This window comes from Mucilaginibacter flavidus, assembly GCF_024055575.1.
Taxonomy (GTDB): Bacteria; Bacteroidota; Bacteroidia; order Sphingobacteriales; family Sphingobacteriaceae; genus Mucilaginibacter; species Mucilaginibacter flavidus.
Genome location: NZ_JAMXOE010000013.1, coordinates 1 through 15642, shown reverse-complemented (window position 1 = coordinate 15642; position 15642 = coordinate 1). Strand labels below are relative to the sequence as shown.

Genomic DNA, 15642 nt, shown 5'->3' with positions numbered 1-15642 from the left:
TGAATCCCCTATGACCAAAAGCAATTCTTTAATCATTACTTTCGAATTCATTAGCAGCACTAAAAATAAATGGAAATAGGTATAGATAGTTTCGCTTCTGCAATGTACGGCACCAACAATACGCTTAGCAGCGTTGACGCTATGGCACAACTGTTGGAAAGGATAGAACTTGCAGACCAGGCCGGCCTCGACGTTTTCGGTATCGGCGAACATCATAAAAAGGAATTTTTGGATTCGGCTACCGCTGTTATCCTTGCGGCGGCAGCTGCGCGCACTAAACGCATCCGCCTAACCAGCGCGGTTACGGTTTTGAGCGCCGCCGACCCGGTACGGGTTTTCCAGAACTTCGCCACGCTCGATCTTGTATCAAAAGGGCGGGCGGAGCTGGTAGTCGGCCGTGGCTCATCTATTGAAGCTTACCCGCTATTTGGCTTTAACCTTGATGATTACGACGCACTTTTTAAAGAGAAGCTGGATCTGCTATTGCAGATACGTGACAACGAATTTGTAACCTGGCAGGGCAAGTTCCGCCCGGCTTTACAAAACCAGCCTGTTTACCCCCGGCCATTGCAGCAAAAACTGCCGGTTTGGTTAGGTGTTGGCGGCACGCCCGCTTCGTTTGCCCGGGCAGGAGCCCTGGGGTTACCGCTGATGGTTGCGATAATTGGTGGTGAAACACATCGCTTTCGGCCGTTAATCGACTTGTACCGGGAAGCCGGGGACAGGGCAGGTTTTACGCCGGATCAGCTAAAAGTTGGTCTGCACTCGCCCGGCTATGTAGGCGCTACGAATGAGCAGGCCCTGGCTGATTATTATCCGGGCTATGCCGAACTATGGACCAAACTGGGCAGGGAACGTGGCTGGCCACCTGTAACCAAAACGCAGTTCGACTCGCTTGTTGCCCCAAAGGGGGTATTGGTTGTCGGCGGACCAGAGCAGGTTGCCGAAAAGCTGTTACGTCACAGCGAGGCACTGGGTGGGGTCGACAGGTTTACTTTCCAGATGGACAATGCGGGGCTCACGCATATACAGCTTATGAAGGCAATTGAATTGATAGGCAAGAAGGTGATACCGCTGGTAAATGCGGCTTCTTAAGCCGCCCTCTTTGATCCTGGTGGAACGCAGCAACATAAAAAAAGCCTTCATTTAGGCTGAAGGCTTTTAATAGAATACCGTGGCTTTAAATTAACACCGACTAACTATCCTTTATCAATTTTTGAATTTGCGCGTTTAGTTCGCGGTGCGGTGCGCCATATTCTTTCCAGGCAAGCCCCATTTCCATTAAATCAAACGACTTAATTACAGTACCGCCAGGTTTACACACTCCTTTTTCTTTTTCGAAACCGATTACGTAGATCAAGTCGGCCAGTTCAACCGCCAGATGAATATCATGGGTGGAGAAAATTATTGTTCCAAGATCGCTCGTTGTCGTAATTTTTTCGAACGTGTTTTTCACATCGTCGATATTCCGTACATCAAGTCCCGAGAATGGTTCATCGAAGATCATGAAATGGTGCGAACAGATAATTTGCTCAATGATGGCCACGCGCTGTTTTTGACCGCCCGAAAGCTGGTTCTTTGACAGATATCGCTGGTCTTTTAAATTCCATGTTTCAAGGTATGAATCGACTACATGTTGCCTTTCACTTTTGGGAATTTTCCCTTGTTTTGCTGCATCATGCAGCATTTCCTGCACAGTTTGGTTTCGTGAAAGCGGGTACGATTGCTGAACAAACCCGATATCGCCCCCTTCAACTTCTTTAAACGAACCATTATTTTTTTCTTCATCAGGAATAATAATAGTTCCTGTTGTTGGCGGGTAGATGCCAGCGATTAGCTTGAACAATGTAGATTTACCGCTGCCCGATGCGCCCACCACCGCTACGGTTTGGCCCTGTATACGATTGGGCCTGTTAATATCATGAATTACGAACGGACTTTCTTTTGTACCGATGTCCCTCAAAATCAGTTTTCCGTGAATCCTTTTTGAAACCCCCTCGATAGTAAGGAGTGAAGAAACTCTTTTAAACTCTTCCATGATTATTCATATTTTTTGTTTGCAGGAAATGATTTAAAGAGCGATTTCAACGCCTCATCAAGACCGATTCCCAAAATCAGGATGGTAAGTTGCAATGCGAATACTTTTGGGAAATTAAGCCCCCGGTTGGTGTCAACCAATAAGGCGCCAAGGCCCCCCTGCGATTTATCCATCGCCTCAACCGAAACGATCATCATAAATGTCATGCTTAGGTTTAATCGTATAACTTCTATCAGGTAATCAAGTCGGTCGACGATCACTACCTTCCAAAGAATTTTCCAGTTGCTCATCCGCTCCGCTTTTCTCCTGATAATATCTTCTTCCGGTATTTCATCCAGGATGCTTATCAGTGCGCTGATAAAATAGAACGACATAAAAATAACAAGCAGGGTGACTTGCAGGTTTCTCCCTCCACCGGTAGTCATTGCCAAAAACAGCGTAAAACCCTGGATGGGGTTATAACGTAATTTCGTAAACAAATACCCTATTGGCCTGAAGAATGGTATCCGCGTGGAATAGGCGATAGCGCTGGAAATTATAATACTGATAACTGTTGCGATGCCGCATATGGTAAGCGTGGCAAGGATGTGAAAGAACAGTCCGTGGTCCCACAAATCGCCCCAGGCCTTTAACACCTCTCCCAGCGTTGGAAAGAAAGACGGCTTCGGCACCAGGTACGCCCAGGTGAACAGCAACACACAAAGCTGAATTGACCCGATGGTCCATATCATGCTTTTCCGTACTTCAACTAACGGTGTAAAAACTTTTTCGATCGTTTTCAATAGTTTATTTTTAAGTGCAGTAAACAGGGACGCCCTTTTTTAAGGGCGTCTCTCAATTATTAAATACCATTATTCCACAAGGGTGATATCTACCCTCCGGTTTTGCTTCCTTCCTGCCGCAGTTGTATTTGGAACGACAGGCTTGGTATCACCTTCACCGTCAGTCGAAAACTTCTCAGATGCAAAAGTATTATTTGAACGCTGCATGAGCCACACTTTTACTGCCCGGGCACGCAATAACGACAGAGAAAGATTGGCGTCGGCATTCCCGGTATTATCAGTATGCCCTACAATTTTCACGTTTGCGTTTTGGTCGGCTTGGTTAATCAGGTTAAACAACTCTTCCAATTGGGAAGTGCCGTCGGCTGTAACCTGCGATTTACCGCTTTCAAATTCTATATGCCACGACCGCTTGCCAATTTTCTTACCGGCTATATGTGTATAATCGGCTTTTACAGTCTCTCCCGACTCAATATTTACCTGTTTAAGATAGGTTAGATCAACGGCCTCTTCGTAAGGTGTAACGTTGCCCACGTTCGCTTTGAAATCTACCGGGTTAAGGTCCTTCAACACACCGTTAAAATAATCAAATACCGATTTATAGTAATTATTCCCGCCTTTAATACCAAAGTATTTCAGGTTATCCGAAAGGTTCGACATTTCTGTACCGCCGACCGCTACTGAAACCCCTTCGGAATTTTGCATAGTGGAGCCGCCGGCTTTTGCAAACTTATACCAGTCTTCGGCCGTTTCCGAACAATCTGCCGTTGATGCGCAGAATATTTTTGGCGCAAGCTGAGTTGAATATTTAAACCAGTCGTCGTATTGTTTAATCTGATTGGTAGCGGTTAAACTTGCGCTCAGGAAATTTACTACCGGTTTGCTGTTTTCCTTCATCCATTTATCGCAGCCAACAATAACGCAGGCCATTTGATTTGGATACTGAATTGTTGAAACAACCTTTACCAATCCATGTTTTTGAAATGCCTGGCGATCGCCCGGGAACCATGTGGCGGCCCCTTCAATTTGCTTCTTTACAACTTCACCTGTTAAACGCCCTTTGTCATCCTTTAATTTCAGGCTAACTTCACGGCCAATATCCTGCGCCGCTTTAAGAAAGTCGCCATCGGGTGCCGGAATAAAGTTAACGGCATTGGGATCGTAGGTAGTTGGATCGGGGTTGATCTTTATACCATTGTCACCGCTTGCAAAACGTACACCTACACCCCAGTCACCGTCGCCGATAACTGCAGAGATAATAGAGCCCTTCATTGTCTGCGGATCATCCTTCCAGGCCTGCTTGCCTACAATACAATCCTCACCAAGGCTGAAACCAACGATGCCAATTATTTTCATTTTATATTCGGGACCGTAGCCGGCGCTGGTAATGGCTTTATTAATTGCCGGCAGGTAGTTGGTAGCGCCATCACCCATAATGGTAACAAACTGCACGCCCTGCGAAGGGTTTCCGCCGCTTTTGGCATAGGCTGCTACGAAGCTCAGCTGGTCGCGCTTCATATCATCCGTGCTGTTATTGGTTATCATGCGGACGTTTAGCCCGTATTGATCCATAAGTGACCCCTTCATGGTTTTAGAACCGCCGTTTGCCGAAAAGATACCGGCGTTTGCGAACCATACCCAGTTCATCACCCTGATTTCGGGACGGTTGGCGACATCGGCAAATTCTGACTGCTCAATATCAGGCACCGCTAATTTTTTTGAGGTGGAATTAACGTTTATCTCATCCTTTAGTATCGATGCTTTTGAAATATTTGTTGACTCGGCACTGTGCATCCCGGGTATTAAACCATGTGTAGCTGCATACCAAACCAGGGCGACTATGGGCGCGGCGATAACGATTGCTTTTACAGGCCACCGCAGACCGCTCCAGAAACTTTGATTTTCCATTTTTTGTTGAGGTTTATTGTTTATGTGAATGTATGTTTTGGTTATTATTATTTTTTAGTCGAGGCTGAACGTTTTATCAGGGCGTTCATCAGGGGTTAAGTTATGATACGGGCTTGCCACTTCCTGCACATCGAGTTTTTTAATTTCTCCCGAGCTGAGCTGGGAAACGATGGATTCCAGTTCGTCCTGGGATTTTGTCGCTTCTATATTATTCAGACGGCTTTCGCTCAGGAACTCTAGGTTACGTTGGATATTGGCAATGTTATCGCCAATTTTTACCTTAACGGCCTCCATTGCTACCTGGAATTTCCATTTATCTTCCACTTCAAAAATATCGGCCAATCCCTCGGTCGCTTCTCTCATTTTAGTGGTGGCGTCCAGCTTCTTCGCAATGATGGTGATACTCGACGTAAGTAAATTATCATATATTTTTGCAGCCGACTCATTATCCTTTAAAACTTCGAGGGCTTTACCAAACTGATTTGAATATTGTGAATACGACTTTGCGAGTTCGAGCGAAGTTGTGCGTTCGCTATCGCGCATGGTAGCGGCTACGCGGGCCTCATTCGCATCCCGTGTAAGCTGCCGGGCCTGCTCATCATTACCGTCGGCTTTGGCGGCAATAGCATCAGTGTCGCATTTTTTTGCTTTGGCCGTCAATTTTACAATCTGGCTGGCCTTGGTCTCACTCTCCTGGTTTTGAGCTTCCGCTTCACTTATCATATTTACGCGCACCCCTTCAACTTTAGTGATACGCTGGCGGACAGCTTCACGTGTTTTTTTAACATCCTGCAACAGCAACTGTAAGGTTTCGATACTGAATTTTTCGGCAATGGCTTTATCACTCTTAAAGATCAGTATGCGGCCCAGGGTGCTCAGCGTATTCACGATTTTGGGGAAAAGTAAAATCAACACTACGGCAACTATTGAATAAACGGTGAGCAAAACGCTCATTTTTGCAAATTCGATCAGTGTTGGCAGCGCTTTGAAAAAAAAGTATCCTAATAGTACAAATAGCGCCCAGAAAACAACTTTTGAGATTGTTTTCTTTGCTTCCGGAGTTTTCATTTTATCGGGAAGCTGGTTATTCAGTATTTGAAATACCGGTAATTGTTTCGACACCTCGAATGGAAGCGACGTTTTTGATTCTGGACTGGTTTGCATCTTAATTGTATTTTTAAAATGTAGGTTTAAGAAAGTTTAATTTTACTAAATAGGTCAACCGCACCCTGCAGCTGGTTTAATACCTGTTCCAAAGCAGCGTTAGCCACATTGATTTTTTGGTCGATGGCCGCTATCGGCGAGGTATAAGTTGAATCCACCTGTGCTAATTTCTGCTGTTTATCTATTAATTGTTTTTGCAGGTCCTGGATTTGCTTGGCGAGCGCATTGGTCTCTACCGTAAGCGATACCTTTTCATTTTGTTGCTGCTCAACCAGTTTTTGCCGGTCATTCTTTTTCTGGATGATACCGCCTTCTATCTGCTTTTTTAGTTCCGCGATATAATGTTTTCCCGAATCAACTATGCCATCAACGGTGAGCGAGTTGCCGGCGCCTATATTTAATACTTTGTATGCCTGTGCAAAGTTCTGTTCGGTAACACCGCCCATTGCCTCAACCGAGTTCCAAAGTTCTAAAAAATCAATTCCTGGTTGATTCATAGCCTCAAACGCAGCATATATCTTTTTTATCATTGCCTCTACGTCCGATCCCGCCTGCTGTGGTATTGACGACTGTGTTTGTCCGGCGCCCGGTCCGCTTTTTAATGGCGCGGTATCATTACTCCTGACAGGTTCTTCGGCTTCACTCTCTTCATGTATCTGCTGTAAGTATTCTTCTTTCATGATCACTTTTGTGATGCCGTCGAAAATACCGCCAAACATGTTTTTCTTCTGAGGCTTTTGGTCGTTTGACATACCTATTATTTTGTTAAATTTATATAAATCTTTGGTTTAGCATTGCCTCATTTAATTAAAAATGTGAGCAGCAGCCCTTAAAACACCCAATTACATGGTGAATATAGTAAAAGTTATCAAATAGCGTTATTGCTGGCTGCCGGAGGCCTGTTATTGGAGTCGTGATGGAACAAATGTCCCGCGGGCGCATTAATAGATTTGCTGGCGCCCGTAAATTCCGGGGCTAAGGAAGAAAAAGTACAGAACCTGTGGAATACGAAAGTGTCCGCACGGGCAATTTAGGGGTGTTTTGATAAATGTTGTTAAGGCTGGCAAACTGATTTTTCAATTTACTTATCAAATTATGGCCAAAGCTGCGCAAAAGGGCAGCGGCCTGTTTTATAATACCCCGCTTCCGGGATATTTTATTGCTTTGTGAATATGTGGTGGTGGTTGATGACATGATTTTTGTTTTTAGTATCAAAAACTTTCAGGCATTTTATATTTAGACTTTTTTTTTGCAGGTAGTTACAGTTTTTGGTGGATTTTTTTTTCGATACTGCGGAATACCCTGTTACCCAATAAAAAAACCTTCAGACTTTCGACTAATGGGCTTAACTCAAAAAGCCGGGAGGAGAAGATTAGAACATCCCGATCGAATCGGAAAGCAATGACTCAAGGTACAATCCGGCAATCCACGTACTAAAAGCCGTTAACGTTGGTACATAGGGCGTATTCCTGAACGTTTTTATAACCACTTATTTAAAAGCCGGCCTTAATAGCCAGGAGGTGGTAGTACCCAATAAGGCCCCGCCAACAACATCGCTGGGGTAATGTACGCCCAGGTACATACGCGAGTAGGCTACCGAACCCGCCCATAAATACGAAGGGGCTATGACGTACCATTTTGGATACGCCCTTGATAACGCCGTTGCTACCGCAAAGCTTGTTGACGAATGCCCCGAAGGGAACGAAGTGCTCTCTGCATTGTAAACCGCTACGATTTTTAAATTCTGCACAAATGGCCGACGGCGCTTAAATACAGTTTTCATTAACAAGGTAACGCCCAAAGTTACGGCGGCGCTGCTGCCTACATATAAGGCGTTCTGGCGCATCTGGCTGTCGTTCCGCACAATACCGCCAACCATCAGTGCCACGGGTATGCCATAAGAAACATACCCCAGCGAATTTGATAAAAACAGCATTTTTTTTGTCTCGCTATCATTACGCTGTAAAGCCAGGTTGATTAAAAATTTATCATCAAAGCGCTGAATAAAGTTATTCACCTGCGCCGCCTGGACCTTTACTTCTGTAGTGGTTTTTGTTTGCTCCGGGGTTTTGGGTTGCTCTTCTGTTTTTACCTGCCCAAAAACGTTCCCGGCAAAGGGCATAGCTACCAATAATTGCAGAACAAATAACGCATTGATTAACCTTGTACCTTTGCCTATTTTCATAACGATATTAGTATGGTATAAATATTATTTATGCTCAATTTAAAAGTGTTTACCTTAACGTAACACAGGTTTAACAATAAACCTTTTAAATTGTTAAAGTGTATCTGCCATTAAATTTAAGACTTCTGATTTAAATAGCCGGGATTAGAAGGTTCAAACTTCCGAACTTCCCGATCTATCCCGGTAGGGTTCAGTTCAGCGTTCCATTTTTCTCAGCGGAACACCCGGAACGCTGCGAAACACGCTCATTATCAAGTGGTTTTATTTTGACAAATTCACAAACCGGGACGCGATGCCACAAAAAAAAACCTTCAGGCTTAAGACTTCTGACTTAAAAAGTCGCCCTACCTGTACAAATTTCGAGCTTTTTTCTATACGATTTGAGGCATTTGGCCGATCTACCTGTTTGAAGTATATTTAAAATCTTGATTACTTATGACCGTCTAATCGACTAATTAACCTTAAGGTATTCTCTCATTATTAAAAAGAACACACTTTTAAAGAATGGAAAAAAAGTTATTCAAATCACTTAAAAACGGAAAAGTTATCACACTATTTTATAAAAGGGCTGAAAACTCTTCGTATACAGTACACCTGCAATACAAAAATGAACTATTTATTATTCATTACTATGTATTTGATGGAAATGATGTTTTTGACGAGGAAAATTACAATAATAAGCTGAGAATTGAAACAAAAAACTTCAACGAGTTTTTGGAGCTTGTTAAAGTGCGATTCCCTGGAATGATTGAAAACTGGAGCAATTAATTTGATCCTATTTGGATTGACAGGAAGTGCTTCGCATGACATTCAATTGGAATATTTTTAAGAATTGATTCATTGGAAATCCGGAAGGTTTCAGTTTAGCGTTCCATTTTTCTCGGCGGAACACCCGGAACGCTGTGGAACATGCTCATTATCAAGAAGTTTTATTTTAACCAATTCATAAACCGGGTCGCGATGCCACAAAAAAAGCCTCAAGATTTTCGACTTAAGGCTATTGACTTCACTCGTCGGGATGAGAAGATTCGAACTTCCGACCTCCTCACTCACGCCGGAGATCGATATAATTTACATAGGTTGTATTCATTCGTAATCAGCCCCAAAGGTTCGCACCTTCTATTTCAAAAGACTGATCAATATCTACCTTTATTGTATGCCCCCAAAACAGGTCGTTATCGTCAAAATAAACCTCAAAGCTACCATCTGAAAATACTAAAACACCATCTAATTCAATGGTATTTATAAATACGTCTTCGCTCACAAGAGGTTGGTCTTCATCAAGCCATGACTCGTTCTTAAGTTTTATAAGCGACGTTGCTGTAAATTGCTTAACGCTTTCAAGCCCTTCATTAAGCCAATTATTTATTTGCGTGGCCAAATCAGTTGCCTTCTGCATGTGTTCTGCTTCAAAATCAACCAAGGTCATGCTGTATTGCTTATCGTTGTAGGTGGCTATTCCTTCAAAGTCACCGGTTTCTGCGTTAAAACTTAAATTCATATACTCAAATATAAGAAGGCCTGGGAAACGAATGGATAGATATTTAATTGCCGATGTGGTTTTGTTGTAAAACAAAAAAGCCTCAAGACTTTCGACTTAAGGCTTCTGACTTAAAAGTCGGGATGAGAAGACGACCATCCAACTCCTTAATGCGTTGATTTTATTATAGTTATACTGCTGAAAATTTAACAGGGCACCGAATTGGGCACATGATATTTGCCCAATTTTAATCGATTTTTGTAGCCCTTTTCGAAGCTTGGTAATAATCAATGAACTGTTTTAACAAAGATAAACAATTCTTATTTGTTTAAAAAACAATGTTTTGGTTGTTTTGAATTGAAGAGGGCGGGATTCGTACTTAAGCTAAAATAGCCCCTTTCTATTCCCCTAGGGTAGTTTTTATTTTATAGGTAGCTTTTTATACCCTTTCAAATTCGATTAAATTCAGCTAAATCTGATGATTCAAATTTAATGATTTGCTAGCAAGTTTGCAATTCTTATTATGAATTGCCGTATATAATAATGGGAATTTTTAAATCTCCAAGATGGTAACTGGGGGTAGTCTTTAAGGGAACTCCTTTGTTATAGAATATATACGGTTCAGTTTTACCCTGGGGCGTACCCTTTAAATTAAAATTAATTCGAAATTGGTTCAATAACTGGCCAAAAGACTCATAATCTTTTGGTCCCTGGTTCGAGCCCAGGTGGAGCGCACAAAACGCACCTTAAATGGTTTAAAAAGCCTGTAAATTAATTGATTTACAGGCTTTTATGTTTTTAGCCATATCAAATAATACCAAACTTTCTCAAGCTTTACGATACCTATTCCATAACCTGTTTTCAATTTTTACCTTCGAGGTATTGAAAAGTGGTTTAACGAGCTGTTATACAGTTATTTACAAATCTCAAAACGCCATAAATTATGGTCTTTTTTGACCCTTTTTGATACCGAAAATCGAAGGTTTCAATACCAAATTGAAACAAATTTTATCAAATAAAGGAGAAAAAGGACATGAAAACAGTTAACACATTCGGTATCCAGTTCATTATCAGGCAGGATAAACTAAAAAACGATAAGGCACCCATCTACGCACGAATTACAGTTAATGGTGAAATAATTCATTTCGCATTGAAGCAATGGGTTAACCCATTGATATGGGACGCGAGACGAGGTACCAGTAAAGGAAAAGGTGATGCCGCTAAAAATATAAATAACGGTTTAGATCAGGTAAGGCTTACATTGGGTAACTGCTATCAACAATTGCTGTTAAAGGGTAAACTAATTACACCTGATGCCATTAAAGATGCATTTTTTGGCACTGATAGCGCGGAACCTAACACATTAAGTCGTCTAATAGAATATCATAATGAGCAAGCGAAGCATGAGCTAACCTGGAGCACATTGAAGCACTACTACGTTACGCAACGTTATCTCACTAAATTTATGGAAAAGAGGTTTCGAAAATCAGATGTGCTATTGCAGGAAATCAACTATAAGTTTATTGCCGATTTTGAAACCTTTTTGCGGGCACACAAGCCACTGGACCATCAAAAACCCATGAATAATAATGGCGTGATGAAACATCTTATCAGAGTGGAGAATTCGCTGATATTGACCACCTGATTCCGGTGCAAACTGACCACCGATTCCGCGGGATATTGACCACCTGATTCCGGCGCAAACTGACCACCCCGGACGGGCAGAAAATGCAGTAGAAGCAACCATATTTTTGTGGGTTAACACCTACCAATTATGGCCAACACTACAATCAGCATGAATAAGATTAGACAGATCCTTAGAATGTACAATCAGGGGCGCAGCAAGTTATCTATAGCTGCACAATCTGGTGTCTCCCGGAATACGGCAAAGAAGTATTTTGCCGCCTTTGATGCCAGCGGCTGCACGTTTGAACAGATCAATGCCCTGAACGACAAAGAACTGGAGGACTTCTTTGGCAATGGCCAGGAAAGGCCTCCCGACAAGCGTATGCTCGCCCTGCAACGCTGTTTTCCGCAAGTCGATAAAGAACTCAAGCGTACCGGCATGAACCGCCGTATCCTATGGGAAGCCTATAGAAAAGAGTTTCCTGACGGCTTTCAGTATACCCAATTTTGCTTTTACTATAACCAGTGGAAGGCACGGGTCAATCCCACCATGCACCTTGACCATAAAGCAGGCGATAAGATGTATGTTGATTTTGCCGGTGAAAAGCTGAGCATTACCGATAAGGAAACTGGTGAGGTCATAGAGGTTGAGGTCTTTGTAGCTATACTGGGAGCCAGCCAGCTTACCTATGTGGAAGCTGTTGCCAGTCAGCAGAAAGAAGACTTTATTGCAGCCTGTGAGGACGCACTGCATTATTATGGTGGAGTTCCATCCGCAATTGTTCCTGATAACCTGAAAGCAGCTGTAACCAAAAGTAACCGTTATGAGCCAACGCTGAACGAAACATTTGCTGACTTCGCGGATCATTACAGCACAACCATATTACCTGCCAGGGCTTACCGCCCTCGTGATAAAGCACTGGTAGAAGGTGCCGTTAAGATCATGTACAGCCGCATTTATGCGCCGGTACGCAAAGCAACCTACCATACACTTGCAACGCTGAACATCGCTATTAAAGAAGCGTTGGAAGTGCATAACAGCCAACCGCTCAAAGGCCGTAATTACAGCCGGAGACTACAGTTTGAAGAAGTAGAAAGGGAAACACTTTCACTGCTGCCGGCATTGCGCTATGAGTTTAAAAAGCAACATCAGGCTACCGTGATGAAGAACGGGCATGTCTAACTGGGCGTAGATAAACACTATTACAGTGTGCCTTACCGCTTTATCGGCAAGAAGGTAAAGATACTTTACTCCAGGTCCAACATGGAGGTTCCTGGAATGGGCATCATCCATTCACGAAGATGTACGGCTGTATATCCTAAAGATACTGGATCGCAAACAACACCCTGAACAGGCCTACCGCTCCTGCGTGGGCATATTGAGCTTCGCCAAGAAAGCGGGCAATGACCGATTAGCCAGCGCCTGCAGAAGGGCGCTCGGTTATGGTATCTATAATTACAAAACGATCCAGCAGATACTAGAAAACAAAATGGATCAATATGAGGACAGCTTGTTTGCTGATGAACTACCCATGCCCAGCCACGATAATATAAGAGGAGAAGATTACTATAAATAACCATTAAACAACAATAATATGAACACAAACACCTTAGACAAACTGCGGAAGATAAAGTTCTTCGGTATGTTTCATGCCTTTAAGACCTGCCTGGAAACCGGGCAAACAACGGAATATACCGCAGATGAACTGCTGGCCCACCTGGTGGAGGCAGAATGGGATGACCGTCAGAACAGGCGCATAGACCGTTCCATATTCTATGCCCGTTTCCGCTATAAGGCTTCTGTAGAGAATATTCATTACCATGCCGACCGAAGTATCGACCGTAACCAGATCATGCGGCTGGCGGACTGTTCGTTTATCGGCCGCTATGAGAACTTGCTGATCACCGGCAGCACAGGTATTGGCAAAAGCTATGTAGCTTCAGCTATTGGCCACCAGGCCTGTATAATGGGCTACAGAGTGCTGTATGCCAGTACGCCTAAGTTATTCGCCAAACTAAAAATGGCTAAGGCTGATGGTTCTTATATCAAGGAGATCGCCAAGGTCGAAAGGCAGCAACTATTGATATTAGATGACTTCGGTATACAGCCTTTTGATGCGCAGAGCAGAGCTGCATTGATGGAGATCATTGAAGACAGGCATGGCAAAACCTCGCTGATCATTACCTCGCAGTTACCTGTTAGTAAATGGTATGAGGTTATTGGTGAAAAGACAATTGCTGATGCTATCCTGGACCGGATTGTTCATGATGCGCACCGCATCGAGCTGAAGGGAGAGTCTATGAGAAAAAAACGACAACTTGAACCAGAAAACAGCTATCAATAAAATACCTTTTAAATAACTATTTTTGTAAACGCTTCTACAGCATTCGCTGCGTCCTTTCGCCAGCAGTTTAGGTGGTCAGTTTGCCACGGAATTGGGTGGTCAGTTTCTCCGAAATATACAGGAAGTTAGTTAAATCTTGCAAGTCATTCGTGATTGATAAAAACATGGCTTCGATGATAAGCAAGATTGTCACGTTCCAAAATATGGGATGGCTGCATTTTCAAACTGCCAGGGATCCCAATAAGTGTGAGGTCGTCGGCTATAGCAAACGCTCCTTTATCTAACATTACGTGGTGGTTTGGACAAAGGCAAAGCAAGTTATCTAACTTATCTCTTCCATTATGGGGTATCCCCAAAGGCTTAATGTGGGCACCCTCTGCATACATTACGCTTTTCACTGCAATTGTAAAGTTGCAAATTTGGCAACTATAGCCATACAATTCCTTTACTTTCCTTGAAATCTTGCTATCTCGAACAATTCTAAGTATCGTTGTCTGTTGCCTTTTAGTTTCATTATTAAAATCGTTATTTTGGACTATAGAACGCTCTTTTTCAAGCCGATAACGGCAAATTGTATACCCGTCTTTCCCAATCTCTTCGAAATGACTAGTTACGAAGTATAACCCATCATATTGATATCCTACTTTAGGACTATAAATAGATTTGTGATTCGCTCCTCGTGTTACCCTCACAGGCAATCCATGAAGTTCACTTATAATTAATGCTTTGTTTCCGCGGCTGTCCCAACTTTGATCGGCAACTTGCTTACCACCATTAGGATTTCCTCCATGGCCTGTATAAATAATTACATCACCCATGTCTTCATCATCTACATAACCACCACTTAAAACGATAGATGATGATCCAACTTTGTTGTTACCATCAATTCCGGCTATCGTGATCCAATAGGCGAATTGTACCTGAAAGGAATGAACAATAATAAGCTTGCAATGATATGCGTTTATCAGGATAATCATGTTGATTTTCCATGATAAATGAGTCCACCATGATTTGAATTCCTAGCTCTTCATAAACCTCTCTTTTCAAGCACGCTTCGGGTGTTTCACCCGGTTCAATCTTGCCCCCTGGAAACTCCCAAAATCCTTCTAAATGTCTTCCTTGAGCTCTTCTTGCAATAAGAATGTGTTGTTCTTTCCTAATGATAGCCGCCGTGACTAGAATCATAATTTGCAAATTGAAGTTCATAAAGGTAATACTCTATCATTAAAACAAAGTACCTTGAACGCCGGAGAATGATTTTATATCAATTTTCGGTTCACATCGCATATTAATTACTGGCTTACCCTGTTGTGCTATACGTTCCTTAATGCAAATGTAACTTAACTCAGATTCTGTAAATTCAATGTAGTAGGGCATATTATAACCATTGACGAGCGTTGTACTGACTTTGTAACCGGTGAAAAACTAATTGCTTAAAGTGTTCATATGAGCAACCTCACCTTGCAAAGAGTTAAGCAACATGTTTATTAGAGCCATTTTACAGCAAGTGTTATCTAAATCTGCTGCGTAGAACTTTGAATGACGATTTTTGATTAAAAATAACATATTTCAGGCAAAAACGGGTATGGATTCAAACGGAAAGGGAGATTTGCGAAGTTTAAAACTTCGCAAATCTCCCTTTCCGTTTCTAACTAATCTATAATCTCCCGTTAACTAATCTCTAACCCTAATACTTCAGCACAATAAACCCGGCTTTGTGCTTAGTTTCGCCACCGTCTTTATATTCAAGCGAATAGAAGTAAGTGCCAGCTTTTTGCAGCTTGCCATTGGTGCTTGAATGTCCATCAAATACTTTCGTGGAGTTATCATAGCCTTTGGCTTCGTATATCAAAACTCCGGTGCGGCTCATTATCTGTAGCTTATTTTCAGGATACGCTGTTATGCAGTCAATAACCAGCACATCACCTTTTCCGTCGCCGTTGGGCGACACATTTTGGTGTACCGTGATGGCGTTGGTGGTAATTGGCGACTCCTGTTGGTCATACTTCATTATTGCCGCTATCGGCCCCGTCCTGGTAAAGGTTATGCTATACGTTTTAGTGGTTACACCATCCTGTGCTGTTACCACGGTATTAACTACAGTAGTTCCCACA

At 42.7% G+C, this 15642-nt stretch carries 16 protein-coding genes; 5 read left to right on the top strand and 11 right to left on the bottom strand.

Annotated elements, in window-relative coordinates:
* Positions 1–69: 69 nt before the first annotated feature.
* Positions 70–1095, top strand: a complete 1026-nt coding sequence (locus tag NAF19_RS18145; RefSeq protein WP_252791745.1) for an LLM class flavin-dependent oxidoreductase — start codon at positions 70–72, stop codon at positions 1093–1095.
* A 100-nt stretch (positions 1096–1195) separates the two neighbouring features.
* Here the strand turns inward: NAF19_RS18145 and NAF19_RS18140 are convergent, their stop codons facing one another.
* The 7 genes from NAF19_RS18140 to NAF19_RS18110 all read right to left on the bottom strand — a co-directional run bounded on the left by NAF19_RS18140 (position 1196) and on the right by NAF19_RS18110 (position 8077).
* On the bottom strand, positions 1196–2038 hold the full coding sequence (locus NAF19_RS18140) for an ABC transporter ATP-binding protein (protein WP_252791744.1): 843 nt from the start codon (positions 2036–2038) through the stop codon (positions 1196–1198).
* A gap of 2 nt (positions 2039–2040) precedes the next feature.
* Entirely contained in the window at positions 2041–2820 is a 780-nt protein-coding gene (locus NAF19_RS18135; protein WP_252791743.1) for an ABC transporter permease subunit, read from the bottom strand.
* A 69-nt stretch (positions 2821–2889) separates the two neighbouring features.
* The gene (locus tag NAF19_RS18130; RefSeq protein WP_252791742.1) at positions 2890–4728 is read right to left on the bottom strand and encodes an OmpA family protein; all 1839 of its coding nucleotides are present in this window, start codon (positions 4726–4728) and stop codon (positions 2890–2892) included.
* Between the two features lie 54 nt (positions 4729–4782).
* Positions 4783–5892 carry a hypothetical protein gene (locus tag NAF19_RS18125; RefSeq protein ID WP_252791741.1) on the bottom strand — a complete coding sequence of 370 codons (1110 nt, stop codon included), beginning with the start codon at positions 5890–5892 and terminating at the stop codon, positions 4783–4785.
* A 26-nt stretch (positions 5893–5918) separates the two neighbouring features.
* Entirely contained in the window at positions 5919–6644 is a 726-nt protein-coding gene (locus NAF19_RS18120) for a hypothetical protein (protein ID WP_252791740.1), read from the bottom strand.
* 223 nt (positions 6645–6867) lie between these two features.
* A complete protein-coding gene (locus NAF19_RS18115) occupies positions 6868–7086 on the bottom strand; it encodes a hypothetical protein (protein WP_252791739.1) in 219 nt (72 codons plus the stop codon).
* A gap of 295 nt (positions 7087–7381) precedes the next feature.
* Positions 7382–8077, bottom strand: a complete 696-nt coding sequence (locus tag NAF19_RS18110; RefSeq protein ID WP_252791738.1) for a phosphatase PAP2 family protein — start codon at positions 8075–8077, stop codon at positions 7382–7384.
* A gap of 504 nt (positions 8078–8581) precedes the next feature.
* Here NAF19_RS18110 and NAF19_RS18105 point away from each other — a divergent pair.
* Complete coding sequence (locus NAF19_RS18105; RefSeq protein ID WP_252791737.1) at positions 8582–8845, top strand: hypothetical protein; 264 nt, start codon at positions 8582–8584, stop codon at positions 8843–8845.
* A 328-nt stretch (positions 8846–9173) separates the two neighbouring features.
* Here the strand turns inward: NAF19_RS18105 and NAF19_RS18100 are convergent, their stop codons facing one another.
* Entirely contained in the window at positions 9174–9578 is a 405-nt protein-coding gene (locus NAF19_RS18100) for a DUF2262 domain-containing protein (RefSeq protein WP_252791736.1), read from the bottom strand.
* Between the two features lie 1012 nt (positions 9579–10590).
* Between NAF19_RS18100 and NAF19_RS18095 the strand changes: the two genes are divergently transcribed.
* From NAF19_RS18095 to istB, 3 genes are all read left to right on the top strand, one after another.
* Positions 10591–11202 carry a phage integrase SAM-like domain and Arm DNA-binding domain-containing protein gene (locus NAF19_RS18095; RefSeq protein ID WP_252791735.1) on the top strand — a complete coding sequence of 204 codons (612 nt, stop codon included), beginning with the start codon at positions 10591–10593 and terminating at the stop codon, positions 11200–11202.
* A 150-nt stretch (positions 11203–11352) separates the two neighbouring features.
* Positions 11353–12366: an IS21 family transposase gene (istA, locus tag NAF19_RS18090; protein ID WP_252791734.1), complete on the top strand. Its 1014-nt coding sequence runs from the start codon at positions 11353–11355 to the stop codon at positions 12364–12366.
* Positions 12367–12778: 412 nt separating this feature from the next.
* Positions 12779–13528, top strand: a complete 750-nt coding sequence (gene istB, locus NAF19_RS18085) for an IS21-like element helper ATPase IstB (protein WP_252791733.1) — start codon at positions 12779–12781, stop codon at positions 13526–13528.
* 143 nt (positions 13529–13671) lie between these two features.
* On the opposite strand, the gene NAF19_RS18080 is transcribed toward istB, so the two are convergent.
* From NAF19_RS18080 to NAF19_RS18075, 3 genes are all read right to left on the bottom strand, one after another.
* On the bottom strand, positions 13672–14505 hold the full coding sequence (locus tag NAF19_RS18080; protein WP_252791732.1) for a YDG/SRA domain-containing protein: 834 nt from the start codon (positions 14503–14505) through the stop codon (positions 13672–13674).
* Positions 14411–14713 carry a (deoxy)nucleoside triphosphate pyrophosphohydrolase gene (locus NAF19_RS30810; RefSeq protein WP_370362893.1) on the bottom strand — a complete coding sequence of 101 codons (303 nt, stop codon included), beginning with the start codon at positions 14711–14713 and terminating at the stop codon, positions 14411–14413. Before NAF19_RS30810 ends, NAF19_RS18080 begins: the two co-directional genes overlap by 95 nt.
* Before the next feature lie 502 nt (positions 14714–15215).
* On the bottom strand, positions 15216–15642 hold a 427-nt coding region (locus NAF19_RS18075), incomplete at its 5' end, for a T9SS type B sorting domain-containing protein (protein WP_252791731.1).

Coding starts and splice junctions, on each gene's coding strand:
- NAF19_RS18140 (WP_252791744.1), bottom strand. CDS start 2,038: ATGGAAGAGTTTAAAAGAGTTTCTTCACTCCTTACTATCGAGGGGGTT.
- istA (WP_252791734.1), top strand. CDS start 11,353: ATGAATAAGATTAGACAGATCCTTAGAATGTACAATCAGGGGCGCAGC.
- NAF19_RS18105 (WP_252791737.1), top strand. CDS start 8,582: ATGGAAAAAAAGTTATTCAAATCACTTAAAAACGGAAAAGTTATCACA.
- NAF19_RS18145 (WP_252791745.1), top strand. CDS start 70: ATGGAAATAGGTATAGATAGTTTCGCTTCTGCAATGTACGGCACCAAC.
- NAF19_RS18120 (WP_252791740.1), bottom strand. CDS start 6,644: ATGTCAAACGACCAAAAGCCTCAGAAGAAAAACATGTTTGGCGGTATT.
- NAF19_RS18115 (WP_252791739.1), bottom strand. CDS start 7,086: ATGTCATCAACCACCACCACATATTCACAAAGCAATAAAATATCCCGG.
- NAF19_RS18080 (WP_252791732.1), bottom strand. CDS start 14,505: ATGATTATCCTGATAAACGCATATCATTGCAAGCTTATTATTGTTCAT.
- NAF19_RS18100 (WP_252791736.1), bottom strand. CDS start 9,578: ATGAATTTAAGTTTTAACGCAGAAACCGGTGACTTTGAAGGAATAGCC.
- NAF19_RS30810 (WP_370362893.1), bottom strand. CDS start 14,713: ATGATTCTAGTCACGGCGGCTATCATTAGGAAAGAACAACACATTCTT.
- istB (WP_252791733.1), top strand. CDS start 12,779: ATGAACACAAACACCTTAGACAAACTGCGGAAGATAAAGTTCTTCGGT.
- NAF19_RS18095 (WP_252791735.1), top strand. CDS start 10,591: ATGAAAACAGTTAACACATTCGGTATCCAGTTCATTATCAGGCAGGAT.
- NAF19_RS18110 (WP_252791738.1), bottom strand. CDS start 8,077: ATGAAAATAGGCAAAGGTACAAGGTTAATCAATGCGTTATTTGTTCTG.
- NAF19_RS18125 (WP_252791741.1), bottom strand. CDS start 5,892: ATGCAAACCAGTCCAGAATCAAAAACGTCGCTTCCATTCGAGGTGTCG.
- NAF19_RS18130 (WP_252791742.1), bottom strand. CDS start 4,728: ATGGAAAATCAAAGTTTCTGGAGCGGTCTGCGGTGGCCTGTAAAAGCA.